This is a genomic window from Rhizobium herbae, assembly GCF_019511375.1.
Lineage (GTDB): Bacteria > Pseudomonadota > Alphaproteobacteria > Rhizobiales > Rhizobiaceae > Pararhizobium > Pararhizobium herbae_A.
On record NZ_JAEUAO010000002.1, the window covers coordinates 428025 to 448050 of the forward strand.

The following is a 20026-nucleotide window of genomic DNA, read 5'->3' on the forward strand; positions in this document are numbered from 1 at the left end:
GCATTATTCCTCTTCGGGTTCCGCGATCCTCTGCAGCCGCCCGACGTGGCAGGTAATGACGCCATCGGTCCGTTTGATGGCCGAGCATTCCTCGAGGGCCAGGATGGCGCGGTTCACCTTCGGGCGGCTTGCGCCAAGAATGCCGGCAATATCGGACTGGCTGAGCGTCAGGCGAAGATTTGCGCTTTCCGGCAGTTCGTTGCCGTGGATCTGTTTCAGCGTCGCCAGGAAGAAACGCGCCACGCGGGAGTGGAGATCATAGAGCGCGATCGTTTCCAGCCGGTCCGTGGTGTCGCGCAATTGCGCGCAGAGATAGCGGATGATCGATTCGGCGGCGTTCGGCGTGTGGGTGATGAAGTCGAGAAAGGCCTTCTTGCCGATGACATAGCCTTCGGTAACGGTGATCGCGGTGGCGTCGGCCGAGCGAGGCTGATCGTCGAGAATGGCCATCTCGCCGAACAGTGCGCCAGCCTCGATGTGGCGAAGAAGCAATTCCCGCCCCTGTGGGGTGATGAGCGAGAGCTTGATGCGGCCGGAGATCACGGCAATCATGTAATTGCCTTCGTCGCCGCGCTGGAAGATCACCGTTCCGGCAGTCCACTTGCGGTAGGTCGCAAGGGCCGCGACGGCAGCCACCGTTTCCTTGTCGAACTCCTCGAAGATCGGAAAGGAGCGCCAGAAGGCGGGACTCTTGTTGATTTCATTCATCTTGCTTCCCCGTCCCCCCGAAATATCTGCCCCTGTGAAATTCTTCTCGCAGTCTTCCCGGCGTTGCAACAAAAAAGACCAGGGAAGTTGGAATGGTTGTCCTATTCACACGCTGTTTGTCGCTGCTGCCCCTCGGGTAAGGCCGATCACGCAGTGTTGACGACCTCTCTTCGCCGTCTCGTTATTGTGAACGATCTGTTTCGTTGGCGCGGGCTGGATGAATTGGGAATTGCTGATAAATCTATCGACAACCAGGAACCCCAACCGGAGTATATTTCAATGCAGCAGAATGTCGTCGCCCTCGCGGGGCGTGTCCTCCTTTCCATCATCTTCATCGTAGCCGGCTACGGCAAGCTCACTGCGTTTGGCGGTACCGCCGGCTATTTCGGCAGCATCGGCCTGCCGGTTCCCATGATTACCGCCGTTCTCGTAACGGCAGTCGAACTGCTCGGCGGCATCGCTATCCTCGTCGGCTTCTTCACCCGTCCGGTCGCTTACATCCTGGCCCTTTTCTGCGTCGCCACAGCGTTCATCGGTCATGGTGATTTCTCGGTCGCCGGTAACGACATCCACTTCATGAAGAATCTCGCCATAGCAGGTGGCTTCCTGTTCGTCGCCACTTTCGGCCCGGGCTCTCTTTCGGTTGACGCCCGCCGCGGCGTAGCGGCTGTCGCCTGATCGCAGGTCGCCAACAAAAAGGCCCGCCGGATTATTCATCCGGCGGGCCTTTCCTTTTGAGTGCAAGCGTCAGGGGTAAATCACGCCTTTGCGCAGGATGACATTGCCGTAGAGGCGGGGCTCGCTGGTCTGAACGACCGTATGTGCAGCCCTGACCCTCGGATAGAATTCCGGCCCGAGCAGCGGCGTGACCGCGCGATCGGGCTCATGCCTGGCGCAGCAGGCGATGATATCGCGATGCACCGGATCGAGCACGTCGCGGTCCTGCTTGACCGTGGCGCGAAAGATCGCCTCCGGTACGAAATCGTCGATCGGCATGACGCTGAGGATCGCGTCCAGAACCGGGATCAGATGATGCCCGTCGAGACGGATCAACCGTCGGCCGTGTTCCAGCCCGGGATAGTTGCCGTCGACCAGCGCGATTTCGTCGCCGTGTCCCATCGCCCTGAGGGTCGCCAGAAGTTCCGGGCTCAGGATAGGGTTCAGACCTTTCAGCATCAGGCAGTTTCCTTGAAAAGAACGTTGGTATCGCTGAGATAGCGGGAAAAGAGCGGAAGGCTGGCCCCGCCAATGGCGCGGGCCTGGGCGCCTACCGCACCTTCGACGATGTCTGGCATGATGACGCCTTCGAGATCAAGCTCGCCGACCGCCTTGCGAATGGCGGCGACGATGCGTGTGCGCACCCAGCCGGGGAAGCCGCCATCGATGACGGCCGCGCCGAAATCGATGATCGAGGCGGCGGAAACGATCGCCTGGGCAAGGGCAGCCGCCGTGAGCTGGATCCAGGTCTCGAGTGGTTCGCCGAAGTCGATCCACTCATCGGCGGAATACCAGAGCGGTTTCGGGTCGATGCCCCTCTCGCGCAGGAGATTTTCCAGCACGTAGATCGACGCGATCTTCAGAAGCTGCTGCGGCTTGCCGTTCCGGTCGGAAACCTGCAGTGGCCCGACGGCGCCTGCCGTGCCGGTGCGGCCGGAAAACAGCGAGGAATTCAGGACGATGCCGCCGCCGATGAAGGAGCCGATGTAGAAATAGATGAAGTCGGGATAGGAGCTTCCGACGCCGAAGATCAGCTCGGCCCCGCAGGCGCTGGTGGCGTCGTTCTGCAACAGCACGGGATGGTGCGTGCGCGCAGCCACCGCCTCGCGCAGATCGAAGCCGTGCCATGTGTCCATCGCGTCCTTCGGTGCGCCGGTCTCCTCGGCCCAGCTCCAGAGCTGGAAGGGCGTTGCGATGCCGATGCCGGCAATGCGCCCGCGTTGCTCCTCGGTCAGCATCTTTTCGAGCTTCGGTATTCCTTCGACGATGAAGGTCAGGATTTCCTCCGGCATCGGATAGGCGTGAATCTGGTGCAGGTGCAGGCGGATGTTGCCGACGAAATCCATCAGCACGAGATCGCAGCTGCGCCGGCCGATCTTGACCCCATAGGAATAGACCGCATCCGGATTGAGCCGCATCGGTATCGAGGGCTGCCCGACGCGGCCGCGCACCGGATCGCCGCGGGTCAGGAGATGGTCCTTCTCGAGTGCCCGCATGATGACGGTGACCGTCTGCGCCGAAAGACCGGAGCGGCGGGCAATATCGGCTTTGGACAAGCTGCCGTGGCGGCGCACCAGCGACATGACCAGACGCTCGTTATAGGCGCGCACGCGTGTCAGGTTGGCGCCGCCGCCGGGATCGACAACGTCCGGAACGGCCAAGGCGCCGCCGGAATCGCTCCGTGATATCATGCCGCGTTTCCTCCCGCCGGCGCGCTGCTCCGTCCAGACCGTGGCGTCCGGACGTCTCTCCTCGTTGCGCCGTTGCTCTGTCTCTTTCACGCGCACTGCAACGATATCGAGCGCGTGCACGTTTTCTGCGCAGAGAATGCCACAGATATTTAATAATTCAATTTGATTTATTTATTGACAGGGTTTCGTTTTGGTGTTTGTTTTGTGCCCGGAAGCGCCAACTGCGGCAGTGGAGATGTTGTGGCGGGCGAGGCCTGACGAGCCGGTAGACCGGTTTCTATTTTTCAATCCTTGGGAGGATTTCATGAAGACGACTATTGTTTCCGCCGCTCTCGGCGCGCTTGCGCTCGGCGTTGTTTTTGCTGCACCTGCCCAGGCCGCCGATGTTTCGGCCTGCCTCATCACCAAGACCGACACCAACCCCTTCTTCGTCAAGATGAAGGAAGGCGCAAGCGCCAAGGCGGCAGAACTCGGCGTCGAGCTGAAGTCCTATGCCGGCAAGATCGACGGCGACAGCGAAAGCCAGGTCGCGGCGATCGAGACCTGCATTGCCGACGGTGCGAAGGGCATTCTGTTGACGGCTTCCGACACCAAGGGCATCGTGCCGGCCGTGCAGAAGGCGCGCGACGCCGGTGTTCTCGTGATCGCGCTGGACACGCCGCTTGAACCGGCCAATGCCGCTGATGCAACGTTCGCAACCGACAACCTTCTCGCCGGCAAGCTGATCGGCCAGTGGGCTGCGGCAACCCTCGGCGACAAGGCCAAGGACGCCAAGGTGGCATTTCTCGATCTGACGCCGTCCCAGCCGACCGTCGACGTTCTGCGTGACCAGGGCTTCATGATCGGCTTCGGCATCGATCCCAAGGACCCCAACAAGATCGGCGACGAGGATGACCCGCGCATCGTCGGCCATGACGTGACCAACGGCAATGAGGAAGGCGGCCGCACCGCCATGGAAAACCTTCTGCAGAAGGATCCGTCCATCAACGTCGTTCACACGATCAACGAGCCAGCCGCTGCCGGCGCCTACGAGGCGCTGAAGGCTGTCGGCAAGGAAAAGGACGTGCTGATCGTATCGGTCGATGGCGGCTGCCCAGGCGTCAAGAACGTCATCGATGGTGTCATTGGCGCCACCTCGCAGCAGTATCCGCTGCTGATGGCCTCGCTCGGCATCGAAGCGATCAAGAAATTCGCCGACACCGGTGAAAAGCCGAAGCCGACCGAAGGCAAGGACTTTTTCGACACGGGCGTGTCGCTCGTGACCGATAAGCCCGCTCCTGGTGTTGAATCGATCGACACCAAGGCCGGCACGGAAAAGTGCTGGGGCTGACGCCCCGCCGCTGAACGGGACGACGGGCGGCTTCGGGCCGCCCTTCGTTTAAGCTATGATGTCATTTTGACAAAACGCCATAACCGTGAGCACACTTCTCCCCTTGCCCTGCTACCTGTCCGGTGTGCAGGTGCAGGCGGATGGGGTGGGGAGCCCATACCGACGGGAACGGTTTTGAGAGGCGGGAGGAATTTTCATGAGCGAACCGAGAGTAGCCTCGCAGCCATCGCAGGAATTCGAAAAGGTCCTGAGTGGCAGCTCGAAGCAGGTTGCTTCCTTTGATACGCATGACAAGACACCCTTGCAGAAGGCCCAGCATTTTCTGCACAAGAGGCCGGCGGCAGTGCCGCTGATCGTGCTGGTCCTTTCGCTGATCGTCTTCGGATCGGTTCTCGGTTCGAAGTTTTTCTCGGCATTTTCCCTGACGCTGATCCTGCAGCAGGTGGCGATCACCGGCATCGTCGGCGCCGCCCAAACCCTGGTCATCCTGACGGCCGGCATCGACCTGTCCGTCGGTGCGATCATGGTGCTTTCGTCGGTGGTGATGGGGCAATTTACCTTCCGCTACGGCTTTCCGCCGGAAATAGCGGTGATCTGCGGCATTGCCGTCGGTGGGCTCTGCGGTGCCGTCAACGGCTGGCTGGTGTCGCGCGTGAAGCTGCCGCCGTTCATCGTCACGCTCGGCATGTGGCAGATCGTGCTGGCATCGAACTTCCTTTATTCCGCCAACGAAACAATCCGCTCCCAGGACATCAGCGCCAGCGCGCCGCTTCTCCAGTTCTTCGGCACCAATATCCGGATCGGCAATGCCGTGTTTACCTACGGCGCGGTCACGATGGTGCTGCTCGTCGGCACCCTGTGGTATGTGCTGAACAAAACGGCCTGGGGCAGGCACGTCTACGCGGTTGGTGACGATCCGGACGCCGCGGAACTCTCAGGCGTCAACGTCAAGAGGATGCTGATGTCGGTCTATGTCCTCTCGGGCCTGATCTGCGCACTCGCCGGTTGGACCCTGATCGGCCGTATCGGCTCGGTGTCGCCGACGGCGGGCCAGTTCGCCAACATCGAATCGATCACCGCGGTGGTGATCGGCGGCATCTCGCTCTTCGGCGGCCGCGGTTCGATCATGGGCATGCTGTTCGGGGCGCTGATCGTCGGCGTCTTCCAACTCGGCCTGCGCCTGATCGGCACGGACCCGCAATGGACCTATCTCTTGATCGGTGTGCTGATCATCGCCGCCGTTGCAATCGACCAGTGGATCAGAAAGGTGGCAGGCTGATGGCTCAGGAACCCATTCTCACCGCGCGTGGCATCGTCAAGCGTTACGGCCGCGTCACCGCACTCGACCATGCCGATTTCGATCTCTACAAGGGCGAGATCCTGGCCGTGATCGGCGACAACGGCGCCGGAAAGTCCTCGATGATCAAGGCGATTTCCGGCGCGATCCATCCGGACGAAGGTGAAATCCGCCTCGACGGCGAGGTCGTGAACTTCCGTTCGCCGATCGAGGCCCGCAAGGCGGGCATCGAGACGGTCTACCAGAACCTTGCCCTGTCGCCGGCGCTTTCGATTGCCGACAACATGTTCCTCGGCCGGGAAATTCGCAAATCCGGGCCGCTCGGCAGTGTTTTCCGCATGCTCGATCATGCGGCGATGGAAAAGATCGCTCGCGACAAGCTGTCGGAACTCGGCCTGATGACGATCCAGAACATCAACCAGGCGGTGGAAACGCTGTCCGGCGGCCAGCGCCAGGGGGTGGCCGTGGCCCGCGCCGCCGCCTTCGGCTCCAAGCTCATCATTCTCGATGAGCCGACGGCAGCGCTGGGGGTGAAGGAAAGCCGCCGCGTTCTGGAACTGATCCTCGACGTGCGCGCGCGCGGCCTGCCGATCGTGCTCATCTCGCACAACATGCCGCATGTGTTCGAAGTGGCCGACCGCATCCATATCCACCGGCTTGGCAAACGCCTCTGCGTCATCAATCCGAAGGAATACACCATGTCGGATGCCGTTGCCTTCATGACCGGTGCCAAGGTGCCGCCGGAGGCGCTCGCCGCATGACCATGACGCTTGCGGCAATCGCCGACGCCGTCATCGAGAAAGCGGGGAAGCGGCCACGCTTCATCGTTGCCATTGCCGGCCCCCCCGGGGCCGGCAAATCCACGCTTGCCGATACGCTCCAGGAAGAGCTGACGCGGCGCGGCGAAAAATCCGCGGTCCTGCCGATGGACGGCTTCCACATGGATAATGGAATTCTCGAGGAACGCGGCCTGCTGAAACGCAAGGGCGCGCCGGAAACCTTCGACGTCCGCGCTTTCATCGACATCGTCAAGGCGGTGCGCAAGGCGGACGAGGAAGTGCTCGTCCCGGTCTTCGACCGTTCCCGCGAGATCGCCATTGCCTCGGCCCGGGTGGTCGCGCCGGAGACGCGCATCATTCTGACGGAAGGCAACTACCTGCTGCTCGACGAGGCGCCCTGGAAACGGCTTGACGGCATGTTCGACCTGACGATCTTCGTCGGCCCGTCCTACGAGGTTCTGGAGGAGCGCCTGCGGCAGCGCTGGATTCACTACGGACTCGACGACGCCGGCATCGAATGGAAGCTCTACGGCAACGACCTGCCGAACGGAAAGCGGATCATCGAAAATTCCCGTCCGGCCGATATTGCCATCGAGATCTTCGAAACGGCCTGAGGCGGGCAGTCCGTCGTTGTTTTCCCGCGCATAATGATGCTATCCGAACCCTCGGTCAGCGCATGCCCTTGCACCATGCGCCCTTAGATTGCGCCTGGAGATATCCGTCATGAGCACGCATGCCATCACCGAACTTACCATCCGCCGTCCCGACGACTGGCATCTGCATCTGCGCGACGGCGGCATGCTGAAGGGCGTGATCGGCGATACCAGCCGCCACTTCGCCCGCGCCATCATCATGCCCAATCTGGTCCCGCCCGTCGTCACCACCGCCGACGCGGCCGCCTACCGCAAGCGCATCCTGGCAGCCGTGCCGAAAGGCGACCGGTTCGAGCCGCTGATGACGCTCTATCTCACCGAAGGCACGAACCCGGACGATGTCGAAGCCGGGCACAGGAGCGGGCTGATCAAGGCGGTCAAGCTCTACCCCGCCGGCGCCACGACCAATTCGCAAAGCGGCGTGCGCAATTTCGAAAATGCCATGCCGGTGCTGGAGCGCATGGCGAAAATCGGCCTGCCGCTCTGTGTCCATGGCGAAGTGACATCGGCGGACGTCGATATCTTCGACCGTGAAGCCGTCTTCATCGAAACCGTGCTCGATCCGCTGCGCGCCCGCCTTCCCGAGCTGAAGGTGACGATGGAACACGTCACTACCAAGGACGGCATCGACTATATCACGTCGTCGAAGGCCAACCTCGCCGGTTCGATCACCACCCATCACCTGATCATCAACCGTAACGCCATCCTCGTCGGCGGCATCCGGCCGCACTATTACTGCCTGCCGGTTGCCAAGCGCGAGGTTCATCGCCTTGCCCTGCGGGCCGCCGCCACCTCGGGCAATCCGCGCTTCTTCCTCGGCACCGACTCCGCGCCGCATGTCGATCCCTTGAAGGAATGCGCCTGCGGCTGCGCCGGCATCTATACCTCGATCAACACGATGAGCTGCCTTGCGCATGTCTTCGAACAGGAGCAGGCGCTTGACAAGCTGGAGGCCTTTGCGTCGCTGAACGGTCCCGCCTGGTACGGCCTGCCGGTCAACGAGGAGACGATCACGCTGCGCAAGCACGCCGAACCTGTGGAGTTCCCGAAGAAGATCGAGACGGAAGCGGGTGCTGTTACCGTTTTCGATCCGATGTTCCCGCTGCACTGGGCCGTCACGGAGCGCTGAAATCCGGCCCGGGTGCTGATCGGCCTCCTTCGAAGTCCAGCGCCGGCCGCGTGATTGAAAGGGGCGAACGGCTTGATCGCGGCGAACACCGCGGCCAGCGGTTCCAGGTGTTCCGCCTCTGGCTTTCGGGGGCTCGAACTGCTATGCGCGGATAACAAAATCCAATGGCTAAGGAGGCCGCGATGATCCAGACATCCTTTCCCGACAGGGCCGTCATGGCCGAGCTGGTCGCAAAGATGCTCTGGGAAATCAAGGCGGTGCATTTCCGCGCCGCCGAACCCTACAAGCTCGCCTCGGGCATGGCGAGCCCGGTCTATATCGATTGCCGCAAGCTGATCTCCTATCCGCGCATCCGCTCGACCGTGATGGATTTTGCCGCCGCGACGGTGTTGCGTGAGGCCGGTTTCGAGCAGTTCGACGTCATTGCCGGCGGCGAGACGGCGGGCATTCCCTTCGCCGCGATGCTGGCCGAGCGCCTCGCCCTGCCGATGATCTATGTACGCAAGGCGCCCAAGGGGCACGGCCGCAACGCCCAGATCGAAGGGCATATGCCCGAGGGTGCGCGCGTGCTCGTCATCGAGGACCTGACCACGGCCGGCGGCTCGATGTTCAAGTTCATCGACGCCATCCGCGCAGCGGGCGGTGTGGTCGATCATGGGATCGCTCTGTTCTACTATGATATTTTCCCGAAGGCTCGCGCAGAGATGCAGGAGAAGGGGGTGACGCTGCACAACATCGCCACGTGGCGCGACGTTCTCGCGGTTGCCAAGGAACAGAAACTGTTCGACGAAAACACGCTGTCGGAGGTCGAATCCTTCCTCAACGCGCCGCTCGAATGGTCGGGTCGCAATGGCGGCGTCAGCGCCTTGGCGACAGCCTGAAAACGGAGCTGGAATTCCTGATCGTCTTGCTTTAAATCGATTGAAATGAAATCACTGAAAGGGAGGATGCCGTCTTGATCATCTGCTGTGGAGAAGCCCTGATCGACATGCTGCCGCGCCAGACGACGGCGGGCGAGGTGGCTTTCGCGCCCTATTCCGGCGGCGCGATCTTCAACACGGCGATCGCGCTCGGCCGCCTCGGCATCCCGACGGGCTTCTTCACCGGCCTCTCCGATGACATGTTCGGCGATATGCTGCGCGAGACGCTGAAGTCCAGCAACGTCGATTTCGGCCCGTGCGCGACGCTGCCGCTCCATACGACGATGGCCTTCGTCAAATTGATCAACGGCTCGGCGACCTATGCCTTCTTCGACGAAAACACCGCCGGCCGCATGATCACCAAGGATCACCTGCCGGCGCTCGGCGATTTCTGCGAGGCGCTGCATTTCGGCGCCATCAGCCTGATTCCGGAACCGTGCGGATCGACTTACGAATCCCTGATGGCCCGCGAGCATGAGAAACGCGTGATTTCCTTCGATCCCAATATCCGTCCCGGCTTCATCAAGGATGCCGAAGCCCACAAGGCCCGCATGTTGCGCATGGCGGCCATGTCAGACATCGTCAAGTTCTCCGACGAGGACCTCGACTGGTTCGGCGAGGCGGGCACGCATGAGGAACTGGTGGGCAAATGGCTGCAGCGCGGCCCGAAGCTCATCGTCATCACCAAGGGCGCTGACGGCGCCGACGGCTACACGGCGCGCGGCAAGGTTTCGGTGCCCGGTGAAAAAGTCACCGTCGTCGATACGGTCGGCGCCGGCGACACGTTCGACGCGGGCATTCTTGCTTCGCTGAAGATGAACAATCTCCTGACCAAGCAACAGGTTGCGAACCTGAGCGAAAGCGCCGTGCGCGATGCTCTTGCCCTCGGTGCCAAGGCCGCCGCCGTCACCGTGTCGCGCGCCGGTGCAAATCCGCCCTGGAGCTACGAGATCGGCCTCTAATTTACCTGCGAAAACGCTTGCCGGCCATCGGTTGTGATAGCGCGCCGGCGCGCTGGCGCCATGTGGGTTGGCTGCAAGAAAGATCCGGCAGACCTACGATGCCGATCGCAACCGTCGGCCGCGGCCGGCAAAGGCACTGCGGGGTACGCCCGCAAGGTTCGAGAGAAACTGCCGCGCGCATTCGCTCCAGCTGAATGTCAGCGCCTTTTGCCGGGCGTCCTCCCGCGACAAGGCGAGCGCGGCAAGGGCTGCTTGCCGCAGATCGCTGGACAGAAAGCCGCCGCCATCTGCCAGTATGTCGCTCGGTGCGGTGACCGGAAACGCTGCGACGGGGCAACCGCTCGCCAGCGCCTCCAGAATGACGTTGCCGAAGGTATCGACCCGGCTCGGGAAGACGAAGACGTCCGCCGACGCGTAGATCGTCGCAAGCTCGGTTCCCATGCGCCGGCCCAGGAAATGCACGTGCGGATATTTCTGCCGCAGGTGGGCGAGGTCTGGCCCGTCGCCGACGACCACCTTGCTGCCGGGCAGGTCAAGGTCGAGGAAAGCCGGAAGGTTCTTTTCCACCGCCACCCGTCCGACGTTCAGGAAGATCGGGCGGGGGAAGGGCAGGTTCTGGCGGCGCGCCGGGTCGAAGAGAACCGTGTCGATGCCACGCGTCCACCGCTTGATGTTGTGAAAGCCGCGCGCAGCCATCTCCGTACCGAGCGACGCGGTGGCGACCATCATGCCATTGCCGGAATTGTGGAACTGGCGCAGCCACCAGTAGCTCCAATCTTCCGGAATGGGCAATCGCGCGCTGACGAACTCGGGAAAGCGCGTGTGGTAGCTCGTCGTGAACGGCAGCCCCCTGCGCAGGCAGATGCCGCGCGCGACGAGGCCGAGCGGCCCTTCCGTGGCGATATGGATATAGTCGGGCGCCACTGCATCGATCTCTTTCGCTACCTGCCGCCGGGTCGGAAGTGCCAGCCGGATATCGGGATAGAAAGGCAGCGGGAAGGTGGCAAACCGCTCCGGTGTCAGGAATTCGATGGTGATCCCCTGTTCCTGCACCGAACGGGCAAGTTCATCGAGGGTGCGAACGACACCGTTGACCTGCGGATGCCAGGCATCGGTCACAACGAGAACGGTCTTTTCCATGCTGCGCCCCTGGACGCGGCTCTGCGATATGTTGCGGAGCACTGGCTGACGGTCGAATCGCCTGGCAACTGCCATCCGGGCTCTTTGATCATGTTTTGATGACAAGCAGATGATTGACTGTCGGGCGCAGGAAATGGCCTTCCCTGAAATCCAAGCCGCCTCAGCGACCGATCAGCGCCACTTGCTCGTAGCCACGGCCGGAGGATGCGGCGACAATCGCCAGAATGCAGCCGTCGGGAGCGCGCACATGCACCTTCAGCGATGTGTAGTCGGCATCGCGACCGATCTTGTCGGCGATTCTTTGTCCGTAATACACGGCTGATCCCACATCGAAATGATCGATGCCGTCTTCATCGACCACCTGTTCATCGCCGAAGTGCAGATCGAAGAAATAGTGTTCCACGCCAATGCCCCGGACCCTTGCGTCGCCGGAGGTCTCTCCGGCTTGAGGACGCGGTTTCAGGCATATCGCATCGTGTCCGAATACAGGCTGAACTCCGCATTCAGCCTGTATTCATCGATGTCTGTCGAGGCCGTGGCGAGACTACTTCGCCGCCTTCAGCAGCGCCGCAACGAGGCCGGCCGTCGAACTGTCGTGGCCCTCGGCGCTCTCCTTGCCTTCCACCACCGGCAGCAGGCCCGTCGCCAGTTCCTTGCCGAGCTCGACGCCCCACTGGTCGAAGGAGTTGATGTTGAACAAGGCACCCTCGACGAAGACACGATGTTCGTAGATCGCGATCAGGCGGCCGAAGGTGAAGGGGGTCATCTGATCGTAGACGAAGGTCAGCGACGGCCGGTTGCCGGTGAAGACGCGGTGCGGGGCAATGCGCTCGATGAAGGCGGCATCCTGCCCCTTGGCCGCCATCTGCGCCTTGGCTTCCTCGAGGGTCCGGCCCTTCATCAGCGCTTCCGACTGCGCCAGGCAGTTGGCGATCAGCAACTGGTGCTGGTGACGCAGGTGCGGTTCGTGGCCGTTCGCGGCAATCATGAATTCCGCCGGGATGACGCTCGTGCCCTGGTGGATCAGCTGGTAGAAGGCGTGCTGGCCGTTGGTGCCCGGCTCGCCCCAGACGACCGGGCCGGAGTTGCCCTCGACGGCTGTACCGTCGAGCGTCACGCCCTTGCCGTTCGATTCCATGTCGAGCTGCTGCAGATAGGCAGGGAAGCGCGACAGGCGCTGGTCGTAGGGCAGGATGGCGCGGGTCGGATAGCCGAGCACGTTGCGATGGTAGAAGCCGAGAAGGCCGAGCAGCATCGGGATGTTTTCGCGCAGCGGCGCCGTGCGGAAATGGTTATCGATCGAATGGGCACCGGCGAGGAATTCGCCAAAATTCTCCTTGCCGATCGCGATCATCAGCGGCAGGCCGATCGCCGACCAGACCGAATAGCGTCCGCCCACCCAGTCCCAGAAGCCGAAGATCCGGTCGCTGTCGATGCCGAAGGCAGCGACCTTGTCGAGGGCGGTGGAGACGGCGCAGAAATGCTTGCCGACCGCCTTTTCGCCGAGCTTTTCGGCGATGAAGGCGCGGGCCGTCGCCGCATTGGTCATCGTTTCGATGGTGGTGAAGGTCTTGGAGGCGACGATGAACAGCGAGGTCTCGGCATCGAGCAGCTTCAGCGTATCGGCGATATGGGCACCATCGACATTGGAGACGAAATGCAGCCGCGGGCCGTCATGGGCGGGCGCAAGCGCCAGCGTCGCCATCACTGGCCCGAGGTCGGAACCACCGATGCCGATATTGACGACGTCGGTGATCTTCTTGCCCGTCGCACCCGTCAGCGCGCCCGAGCGAATACCGTCGGAAAAGGCGCCCATGGCATCGAGCACGGCGTTGACGTCCGGCATCACGTCGCGGCCGTCGACCAGGACCGGCGTGTTGGAGCGGTTGCGCAGCGCCGTATGCAGGACGGCGCGGCCCTCGGTGATGTTGATCGCCTCTCCGGCAAACATCGCATCGCGCTTTTCGGCGACCTTGGCGGCTTTTGCGAGTGCCTCGAGGCCGTCCAGCACCTTCTCGTTTACGGCGCATTTCGAATAATCGAACAGCATGTCGTCAAGAGTGACGCTGTATTTTGCAAAGCGCTCGGGATCGCTGGTGAAAGCCGTCCGGATATCGGTTGCCTTGGTGTCGGTGACGGTGGATTTCAGCTGGCTGACAAGCGCGGTGGTGGCGGGCGCGTTCATGGCGAGGGCTCCTTGCGTCGCGGATGGGTCGCGATAGCTAGTCGCTTTGGCCACGGCAAATCAAGAGCGTCCTCACCCGAAGGATAAGAAAGCCGTTCTTTCCTATTGCGGGTCGACAATTGGAATCGTCTTGCGGTTGCAAAACTGGAAGGCTGCAAACGCTCCGTCAACCTTTGACAAGACGGGCGGTTTGAACACCCTCAGCCGCGCAGATCCTTGCGCAGGATCTTGCCGACATTCGACTTCGGCAGTTCGGTGCGAAACTCGACGAATTTCGGCCGCTTGTAGTTGGTGAGGTTGGCGGAGCAATGGGCCTTGACATCCGCCTCGGTAAGGTTCGGGTCCTTCTTGACGACGAACAGCTTCACGGCCTCGCCCGAATGCTGATCCGGCACGCCGATCGCCGCGCATTCGAGAATGCCCGCATGCGTCATCGCCACTTCCTCGATTTCGTTCGGGAAGACGTTGAAGCCGGAGACGAGGATCATGTCCTTCTTGCGGTCGACGATCTTGACCAGGCCTTGCGCGTTCATGAAGCCGATATCGCCGGTGCGGAAGAAGCCGTCGGGCGAGATCGCCCTGGCGGTTTCGTCGGGCCGCTGCCAGTAGCCGGCCATGACCTGCGGGCCGCGGATGCAGATTTCGCCGATATCGCCGAGCGACAGCGTGTTGCCATCGTCGTCGCGGATCTCAACCTCCGTCGAGGGCAGGGGAAGGCCGATCGTGCCGGTGAACTCGGCTGCGTCCAGCCGGTTGGCCGTCGCGACGGGCGATGTCTCCGAAAGGCCGTAGCCTTCCTTGATCGGGCATCCCGTCATCGTTTCCCAGCGTTCGGCAACCGGTCGCTGCACCGCCATTCCGCCGCCGAAGGTCAGCGCCAGTTCGGAAAAGTCGAGCTTCTGGAATTCGGCGTTGTTCATCAGTGCGTTGAACAGCGTATTCAGGCCCGGGAAGATGTTGACCCTATACTTCGCCAGTTCCTTGACGAAGGCCGGGATGTCGCGCGGATTTGGGATCAGGATATTTTGCCCGCCGGTCTTCAGGCCCATCAATGAATTCACTGTGAGCGCGAAGATATGGTAGAGCGGCAGGGCGCAGAGGAACACCAGGTGATCCGGCCGCTTCTTGTTGAGGAAGGCGGTTTCAAGCCACAGGCCCATCTGGGCCATGTTCGCGAGAAGATTGGCATGGGTGAGCGTCGCGCCCTTGGAGACGCCGGTGGTGCCGCCGGTATATTGCAGGAAGGCGACATCGCCCGGTTTGACATCGACCTTGTTCAGGGTCGCACTGTTTCCCTTTGCCAAAACCGCCTTGAAGGACAGGTGGCCGGGCAGCGACCATTGCGGCACGAGTTTCTTGACCTTGCGCACGACGATGTTGACGATCAGGCCCTTGAGACCCAGAAGGTCGCCCATGGTCGCGACGACGATGTGCTTAAGGTCGGTGCGCGCGGCCACCTGCTCGACCGTGTGGGCGAAGTTTTCCAGCACGAAGATCGCCTTGGCCCCGGCATCCTTCAGCTGATGCTCGAGTTCGCGCGGCGTATAGAGCGGATTGACGTTCACGACGGCAAAGCCTGCGCGCAGGATGCCATAGACGATCACCGGATTCTGCAGGATGTTCGGCATCATCACGGCAACGCGGTCGCCCTTGGCCAGACCGGTGGATTGAAGCCAGGCGCCGATCTTCTTGCTCTCGGCGTCGAGTTCGGCAAAGGTCAGCGTCTTGCCCATGCAGGTGAACGCAGGGCGCGTGGCGTATGTCGCACAGGCTTCCACAAAGAGTTCGCCGATGGAGTTGTGGGGCAAAGGGGTGATTTCTGCGGGCATGCCGGGCGGATAGGACTGCAGCCAGGGTTTGGCGGCCTGGGGGTCGCGCTTCTGAATCAAAGTGTCCGGCATGGTCTCTCTCCCTGATGCAACTGCCGCCGCGCTGCAAGACGGCCGTGCGCCGTCTTCATTTTTCCATACACAACCCTGTCCGAAAATGTCATCGGCTTGCGCTGCGCAGGAGCGGACGATCCCTCCAGATCGCCCACATTGATGAGGATGAAGCTTTCGTTTCGCCTCATCAAGTCCATTCCGGATTATATAACCTTAACGTAAACGTCAATACATCGCCGAGAGTTTGGCGGTGCATGGCCAGATTTCGCGGCAGGTGCCCGCAATGTTCTGCGAGCAGGTGCGAAAAGGTATATTGCACTGCAACAAGCCAGCCAAGGCGTTCCTCCCAAGTCCTCCCCATCACGTGCCAAAGTTCGATTGTCATCGGCTTGTGTTGACGCTGCGGTCATATTTACCTATGCCGCACGCGCCGGGTTTGCCGGCAAAAATCGGAAACATGTGGCAAGCCGTGAGTTTTGCTGTCATCTTGATGTCATGTGGAGGAATGCTTTTTGCAACTGACCAATCGTGACCGGGGCGAGCTTCCGTCTGAGCCGCGCCTTTTTGGCCGTCCGGCCCATGAACGCTCGGCGCTTGTCGGGCCGATTTCGGCCGCGCGCTGGCTGCTCGTCTTTATCCTCCTCGCCGGCGTCTATTTCTTCCACGGCTTTCTGGTGCCGGTGCTGGCGGCGCTGGTAATCGGCTTCGCCTCCTGGCCAATCTATCGTCGCCTGCTTGCGGCCATCGGCGGCAACCGGACGCTTGGAGCCACCATTGCGATCATTGCGGTGATTTCCTTCATCGTCGCGCCGATTTCGCTGGCCGCGGTCTACGCCGTCGATGAAGTCCGTGACTGGGTCGACTGGACCACCGCCACCAACAAATTCGGAGCGCCTGTGCCGGTCTGGCTGACGCAGATTCCGGGTGCCGGTGTCTGGCTTGGAGCGCAATGGGCCAAATATGTCGGCCATCCCGGCGCGGTCGGCGAACTGGTCCAGCTCGTCAGTGGCTCCAATATCGGCAGCATCTACCGCGGCGTGCTCGTTGTCGGCGCGTCTGCCTTCCAGTCGCTGCTCACTCTGCTTTTCATGCTGATCACCCTGTTTTTCGTCTATCGCGACGGCGAGAAACTGCTTGTCCAGCTTGATCGTCTCGGTGAACGTATCCTGCCGATGCGCTGGGAGCGCGTGTCGCGCATCGTGCCGCTGACCATCAGTTCGACCGTCACCGGCATGGGCATTATTGCTATCGGCGAAGGCATCGTGCTTGGCGTCGCCTATTGGCTGGCAGGGGTTCCCTCGCCAGTGACCCTTGGCATCATCACCGGCATCATGGCGCTGATCCCCGGCGGCGCGCCGCTCTGTTTCACCCTCGTGTCGGTCTATCTCTTCGCCAGTGGCTCGCCGTTTGCCGCCGCCGCCCTGTTCGCCTGGGGAACCATCGAGTTGTTCATTGTCGACAAGACCCTGCGCCCCAGGCTTGTCGGCGGACCGATCAGCCTCCCCTTCCTGCCAACCTTCTTTGGCCTCGTCGGCGGCGTCAAGACCATGGGGTTCCTCGGGCTTTTCGTCGGGCCGGTGCTGATGGCGCTTCTGGTGGCAATCTGGCGGGAATGGTTGCACGAGGTGACGAACCAGCCGCCACCGCCGAGCGAGATCATCAAATAGGAGCGGGCGCATAGCCTTGCGCGATCGCATCGTTAACGGTGATTTCCCCCGTCTTTGGCGAAACTCTATCTGGACATAAGGGGGAATTGCAGCGTGATCTCAGCGCGCCATTGCGCTAATGATTGAGTGTTCCTTGCGGCCGCCTGCGGCCATAAGGACTGATCCATCTTGAAAGTCCAGGAAATCCGATGAACCGCACTTACTACGCCCCCACGGGCGGCGTTCCGCCGCAGACGCAGTTGCTTACCGACCGCGCCGTCTTTACCGAGGCCTATGCCATCATCCCCAAGGGCGTGATGATGGACATCGTTGCCAGTTACCTGCCGTTTTGGGAAGGCACCCGGGCGTGGGTCCTGTCGCGGCCGCTCTCCGGCTTTACCGAGACCTTCTCGCAATACATCATGGAAGTGGCGCCGAAAGGCGGCAGCGACAGGCCGGAGCCGGATGCGGACGCCGAGGGTGTTCTGTTCGTCGTCGAGGGCGAGCTGACCGTGACGCTGGACGGCAAGGCCCACCAGATGTCACCCGGCGGTTACGCTTTCATTCCGCCGGCCAGCGCATGGGCCGTGCGCAACGCCAGTGACAAGCCGGTGCGGTTCCACTGGATACGCAAGATCTACGAGGCCGTCGACGGTCTTGACGTGCCACCCGCATTGTTCCTCAACGAAGCGGATATCACCCCTGATCCAATGCCAGGCACCGAAGGCAAATGGGCGACGACGCGCTTCGTGAACACCGCCGACCTGCGCCACGACATGCATGTGACGATCGTCACCTTCGAACCGGGCGCGGTGATCCCCTTTGCCGAAACCCATGTCATGGAGCATGGCCTCTACGTTCTGGAGGGCAAGGCGGTCTACCGGCTCAATCAGGATTGGGTGGAGGTCGAGGCAGGCGACTATATGTGGCTGCGCGCCTTCTGTCCGCAGGCCTGTTACGCGGGCGGCCCCGGCAAGTTCCGCTATCTGCTCTACAAGGACGTCAACCGCCACATGAAGCTGAAGCCGCGTCTCTGAAGAATGAGGCCGCCGTAGGGGCGGTCATCCCCTGCCGGATTGTCAGGCAAGGCCGGCGGGGATCGGCGAGATGGCACGGTCGCTGCCATAGTCCCGCTGATGCGCGATATGCCCGCGAACCCGGCGGGGAGCGGAGTTGATCTCGATGACCGGCAGCTCGAAAGCGCCGTCCGCATAGGTCCCGGTATCGGCGGTATCGTCGCACTTGGGCTTGAGCAGATTGAAGATCATCTGTGGTCCTCCCGGTTCTCGAATCAACGGCCGATCCGCTGACCTCCCACGCTGCTAACCGGAAAATAGTTAAAAAATTAACCATGTTTTCCCGAGTAAATTGTAGCGTAGCACCCCCGCATGACGGGAGAGAGTCATACGGGGTAGATATGGCATCCTTGCGTCGGAGGTTCGTCATGCCGCCGGTGGGATCTCCCCAGGTCAGTTCAGCGGCCGGGAAACCAGCTCTTCTTTCAGAATTCTGAGAGCTTCGTCGAGCGCATCGACAAGCAGGTCGGTCAACCTGTCGGCATCGCCTTCCTGCAGGAACAGGGCGATGGCTGCGTCTTGCGGGAGGGGCGCGTAGTCGATCGTGTTCGACATGTCATTGTCCTTTGCTGGCCGGCTTCATGCCGGTTAAGAGGACAGGCTACGCCGCGTCGCTTGCGCCGGGCTTGAACGACCGGTGTGGCCATCCGAGGAAAAGAAAATGGTGCGACAGAAGGTGCGATGGAATACCCGACCGCAGGAAGGCCATAAACCATTGAAGTAATATATGTCCAGGAACAAATATGGTGCCGCTTGCAGGACTCGAACCTGCGACCCCATCATTACGAATGATGTGCTCTACCACCTGAGCTAAAGCGGCCCGCAAACGTTCCGCGGGTGCCGCGGAGCGATGTGTGAGGGGCTGATACCTGCAAACCGACGGGATTTCAAGCCATCAGTTTGCAGAACCGGAAAAAACCTCGGGACGACGCAAAGGTGCTGTCTTACAGCGCCAGTCTCTGGCGCGCTTCGTCATATTCGCGGGCAAGGCGATCGACCAATGCGGATACCGGTCCTATCTCCGTGACGGCGCCGATGCCCTGGCCGCAGCCCCAGATATCCTTCCAGGCCTTCGCGCCCCTTGTGGCGGTCTCGAAATCCATCTTCGACGGATCGGCCTGGGGCAGCTGCTCGGGATCCATGCCGGCGGCGACGATCGAGGGTTTCAGGTAGTTGCCGTGAATGCCGGTGAAGAAGTTGGAATAGACGATGTCATTGGCACTGCTGTCGACGATCATCTGCTTGTAGGCGTCGCTGGCGCGCGCCTCCGTTGTGGCGATGAAGGCCGAGCCGACATAGGCCATGTCGGCGCCCATCGCCTGTGCGGCAAGCACGGCACCGCCGGTGGAAATCGCGCCCGAGAGCAGGAGTGGCCCGTCGAACCAGGTGCGAATCTCCTGGACCAGGGCGAAGGGCGAGAGCGTTCCGGCATGGCCGCCGGCGCCGGCGGCAACCGCGATCAGGCCGTCGGCGCCCTTGCGGATGGCGGAATTGGCGTGGCGATTGTTGATCACATCATGCAGCACGATGCCGCCATAGGAATGGATCGCCGCATTCACTTCCGGCACGGCACCCAGCGAGGAAATCACGATCGGGACCTGGTATTTGACACACAGCATCAGGTCGTGCTCGAGCCGCTTGTTGGACTTGTGGACGATCTGATTGACGGCGAAGGGGGCTGCCGGCCTGCCGGGACTGCGGGCGTTGTGCGCCGCAAGTTCTTCCGTGATCTCGGCAAGCCATTCATCCAGCTGCGCTTCCGGCCGGGCGTTCAGCGCGGGAAACGAGCCGACGACGCCGGCCTTGCACTGGGCAATCGTCAGGGCTGGATGCGAGATGATGAACAGGGGCGCTGCGACGACGGGCAGCCGCGTGGTGCCGTTGAGAAGGGCTGGCAATGACAAGAGTTC

At 61.8% G+C, this 20026-nt stretch carries 19 protein-coding genes, 1 tRNA gene and 1 pseudogene; 10 read left to right on the forward strand and 11 right to left on the reverse strand.

Features of this window, described 5'->3' with window-relative positions; translation table 11 throughout:
* Positions 1-3 precede the first annotated feature (3 nt).
* Positions 4-708 (reverse strand): Crp/Fnr family transcriptional regulator, encoded by a 705-nt coding sequence (locus JNB71_RS09280; protein WP_220371533.1) that lies wholly within the window; start codon positions 706-708, stop codon positions 4-6.
* A 279-nt stretch (positions 709-987) separates the two neighbouring features.
* Here JNB71_RS09280 and JNB71_RS09285 point away from each other — a divergent pair, with 279 nt between their 5' ends.
* On the forward strand, positions 988-1386 hold the full coding sequence (locus tag JNB71_RS09285) for a DoxX family protein (protein ID WP_220371534.1): 399 nt from the start codon (positions 988-990) through the stop codon (positions 1384-1386).
* Between the two features lie 69 nt (positions 1387-1455).
* Here JNB71_RS09285 and JNB71_RS09290 read toward each other — a convergent pair whose 3' ends face one another.
* The gene (locus JNB71_RS09290; RefSeq protein ID WP_220371535.1) at positions 1456-1884 is read right to left on the reverse strand and encodes an RbsD/FucU family protein; all 429 of its coding nucleotides are present in this window, start codon (positions 1882-1884) and stop codon (positions 1456-1458) included.
* The gene (locus tag JNB71_RS09295; RefSeq protein ID WP_220371536.1) at positions 1884-3116 is read right to left on the reverse strand and encodes an ROK family transcriptional regulator; all 1233 of its coding nucleotides are present in this window, start codon (positions 3114-3116) and stop codon (positions 1884-1886) included. The genes JNB71_RS09290 and JNB71_RS09295 overlap by 1 nt, the downstream gene beginning before the upstream one ends.
* A 304-nt stretch (positions 3117-3420) precedes the next feature.
* On the opposite strand from JNB71_RS09295, the gene JNB71_RS09300 reads away from it, so the two are divergent.
* From JNB71_RS09300 to JNB71_RS09330, 7 genes are all read left to right on the forward strand, one after another.
* Positions 3421-4446 (forward strand): sugar ABC transporter substrate-binding protein, encoded by a 1026-nt coding sequence (locus tag JNB71_RS09300; protein ID WP_220371537.1) that lies wholly within the window; start codon positions 3421-3423, stop codon positions 4444-4446.
* A gap of 196 nt (positions 4447-4642) precedes the next feature.
* The gene (locus JNB71_RS09305) at positions 4643-5725 is read left to right on the forward strand and encodes an ABC transporter permease (RefSeq protein WP_220371538.1); all 1083 of its coding nucleotides are present in this window, start codon (positions 4643-4645) and stop codon (positions 5723-5725) included.
* Positions 5725-6504: an ATP-binding cassette domain-containing protein gene (locus tag JNB71_RS09310; protein ID WP_220371539.1), complete on the forward strand. Its 780-nt coding sequence runs from the start codon at positions 5725-5727 to the stop codon at positions 6502-6504. Before JNB71_RS09305 ends, JNB71_RS09310 begins: the two co-directional genes overlap by 1 nt.
* 2 nt (positions 6505-6506) lie before the next feature.
* A complete protein-coding gene (locus JNB71_RS09315) occupies positions 6507-7136 on the forward strand; it encodes a nucleoside triphosphate hydrolase (protein WP_431028805.1) in 630 nt (209 codons plus the stop codon).
* A gap of 124 nt (positions 7137-7260) precedes the next feature.
* Entirely contained in the window at positions 7261-8304 is a 1044-nt protein-coding gene (gene pyrC, locus JNB71_RS09320) for a dihydroorotase (RefSeq protein WP_220372230.1), read from the forward strand.
* A 182-nt stretch (positions 8305-8486) separates the two neighbouring features.
* Positions 8487-9185: an orotate phosphoribosyltransferase gene (locus JNB71_RS09325; protein WP_220371541.1), complete on the forward strand. Its 699-nt coding sequence runs from the start codon at positions 8487-8489 to the stop codon at positions 9183-9185.
* A 74-nt stretch (positions 9186-9259) separates the two neighbouring features.
* Entirely contained in the window at positions 9260-10186 is a 927-nt protein-coding gene (locus JNB71_RS09330; protein ID WP_220371542.1) for a carbohydrate kinase family protein, read from the forward strand.
* A gap of 93 nt (positions 10187-10279) precedes the next feature.
* Here the strand turns inward: JNB71_RS09330 and JNB71_RS09335 are convergent, their stop codons facing one another.
* From JNB71_RS09335 to JNB71_RS09350, 4 genes and pseudogenes are all read right to left on the reverse strand, one after another.
* On the reverse strand, positions 10280-11326 hold the full coding sequence (locus JNB71_RS09335) for a glycosyltransferase family 4 protein (RefSeq protein WP_220371543.1): 1047 nt from the start codon (positions 11324-11326) through the stop codon (positions 10280-10282).
* 104 nt (positions 11327-11430) lie between these two features.
* A pseudogene (locus tag JNB71_RS09340) lies at positions 11431-11729 on the reverse strand (DUF6894 family protein); the annotation flags it as partial.
* Between the two features lie 141 nt (positions 11730-11870).
* Positions 11871-13511, reverse strand: a complete 1641-nt coding sequence (gene pgi / locus JNB71_RS09345) for a glucose-6-phosphate isomerase (RefSeq protein ID WP_220371545.1) — start codon at positions 13509-13511, stop codon at positions 11871-11873.
* A gap of 200 nt (positions 13512-13711) precedes the next feature.
* Positions 13712-15412 (reverse strand): long-chain fatty acid--CoA ligase, encoded by a 1701-nt coding sequence (locus tag JNB71_RS09350; protein WP_220371546.1) that lies wholly within the window; start codon positions 15410-15412, stop codon positions 13712-13714.
* A 494-nt stretch (positions 15413-15906) separates the two neighbouring features.
* Between JNB71_RS09350 and JNB71_RS09355 the strand changes: the two genes are divergently transcribed.
* Together JNB71_RS09355 and JNB71_RS09360 are read left to right on the forward strand one after the other, a co-directional pair.
* The gene (locus JNB71_RS09355; RefSeq protein WP_220371547.1) at positions 15907-17061 is read left to right on the forward strand and encodes an AI-2E family transporter; all 1155 of its coding nucleotides are present in this window, start codon (positions 15907-15909) and stop codon (positions 17059-17061) included.
* Positions 17062-17249: 188 nt separating this feature from the next.
* Complete coding sequence (locus JNB71_RS09360) at positions 17250-18077, forward strand: bifunctional allantoicase/(S)-ureidoglycine aminohydrolase (RefSeq protein ID WP_220371548.1); 828 nt, start codon at positions 17250-17252, stop codon at positions 18075-18077.
* Positions 18078-18119: 42 nt separating this feature from the next.
* Here the strand turns inward: JNB71_RS09360 and JNB71_RS09365 are convergent, their stop codons facing one another.
* The 4 genes from JNB71_RS09365 to JNB71_RS09380 form a co-directional block, all read right to left on the reverse strand.
* On the reverse strand, positions 18120-18308 hold the full coding sequence (locus JNB71_RS09365) for a hypothetical protein (RefSeq protein ID WP_220371549.1): 189 nt from the start codon (positions 18306-18308) through the stop codon (positions 18120-18122).
* 201 nt (positions 18309-18509) lie between these two features.
* Entirely contained in the window at positions 18510-18671 is a 162-nt protein-coding gene (locus JNB71_RS09370; RefSeq protein ID WP_220371550.1) for a hypothetical protein, read from the reverse strand.
* Positions 18672-18860: 189 nt separating this feature from the next.
* Positions 18861-18936: transfer RNA gene (locus JNB71_RS09375), tRNA-Thr, on the reverse strand.
* 124 nt (positions 18937-19060) lie between these two features.
* Positions 19061-20020 (reverse strand): NAD(P)H-dependent flavin oxidoreductase, encoded by a 960-nt coding sequence (locus JNB71_RS09380; RefSeq protein ID WP_220371551.1) that lies wholly within the window; start codon positions 20018-20020, stop codon positions 19061-19063.
* Positions 20021-20026 lie beyond the last annotated feature (6 nt).

Excerpts from the sequence above, each read along its gene's own strand:
- JNB71_RS09285 (WP_220371534.1), top strand. The coding sequence starts at position 988 with ATGCAGCAGAATGTCGTCGCCCTCGCGGGGCGTGTCCTCCTTTCCATC.
- JNB71_RS09305 (WP_220371538.1), top strand. The coding sequence starts at position 4,643 with ATGAGCGAACCGAGAGTAGCCTCGCAGCCATCGCAGGAATTCGAAAAG.
- JNB71_RS09325 (WP_220371541.1), top strand. The coding sequence starts at position 8,487 with ATGATCCAGACATCCTTTCCCGACAGGGCCGTCATGGCCGAGCTGGTC.
- JNB71_RS09365 (WP_220371549.1), bottom strand. The coding sequence starts at position 18,308 with ATGATCTTCAATCTGCTCAAGCCCAAGTGCGACGATACCGCCGATACC.
- JNB71_RS09335 (WP_220371543.1), bottom strand. The coding sequence starts at position 11,326 with ATGGAAAAGACCGTTCTCGTTGTGACCGATGCCTGGCATCCGCAGGTC.
- JNB71_RS09370 (WP_220371550.1), bottom strand. The coding sequence starts at position 18,671 with ATGTCGAACACGATCGACTACGCGCCCCTCCCGCAAGACGCAGCCATC.
- pgi (WP_220371545.1), bottom strand. The coding sequence starts at position 13,511 with ATGAACGCGCCCGCCACCACCGCGCTTGTCAGCCAGCTGAAATCCACC.
- JNB71_RS09360 (WP_220371548.1), top strand. The coding sequence starts at position 17,250 with ATGAACCGCACTTACTACGCCCCCACGGGCGGCGTTCCGCCGCAGACG.
- JNB71_RS09295 (WP_220371536.1), bottom strand. The coding sequence starts at position 3,116 with ATGATATCACGGAGCGATTCCGGCGGCGCCTTGGCCGTTCCGGACGTT.
- JNB71_RS09315 (WP_431028805.1), top strand. The coding sequence starts at position 6,507 with ATGACGCTTGCGGCAATCGCCGACGCCGTCATCGAGAAAGCGGGGAAG.
- JNB71_RS09280 (WP_220371533.1), bottom strand. The coding sequence starts at position 708 with ATGAATGAAATCAACAAGAGTCCCGCCTTCTGGCGCTCCTTTCCGATC.
- JNB71_RS09310 (WP_220371539.1), top strand. The coding sequence starts at position 5,725 with ATGGCTCAGGAACCCATTCTCACCGCGCGTGGCATCGTCAAGCGTTAC.
- JNB71_RS09300 (WP_220371537.1), top strand. The coding sequence starts at position 3,421 with ATGAAGACGACTATTGTTTCCGCCGCTCTCGGCGCGCTTGCGCTCGGC.
- JNB71_RS09290 (WP_220371535.1), bottom strand. The coding sequence starts at position 1,884 with ATGCTGAAAGGTCTGAACCCTATCCTGAGCCCGGAACTTCTGGCGACC.
- JNB71_RS09350 (WP_220371546.1), bottom strand. The coding sequence starts at position 15,412 with ATGCCGGACACTTTGATTCAGAAGCGCGACCCCCAGGCCGCCAAACCC.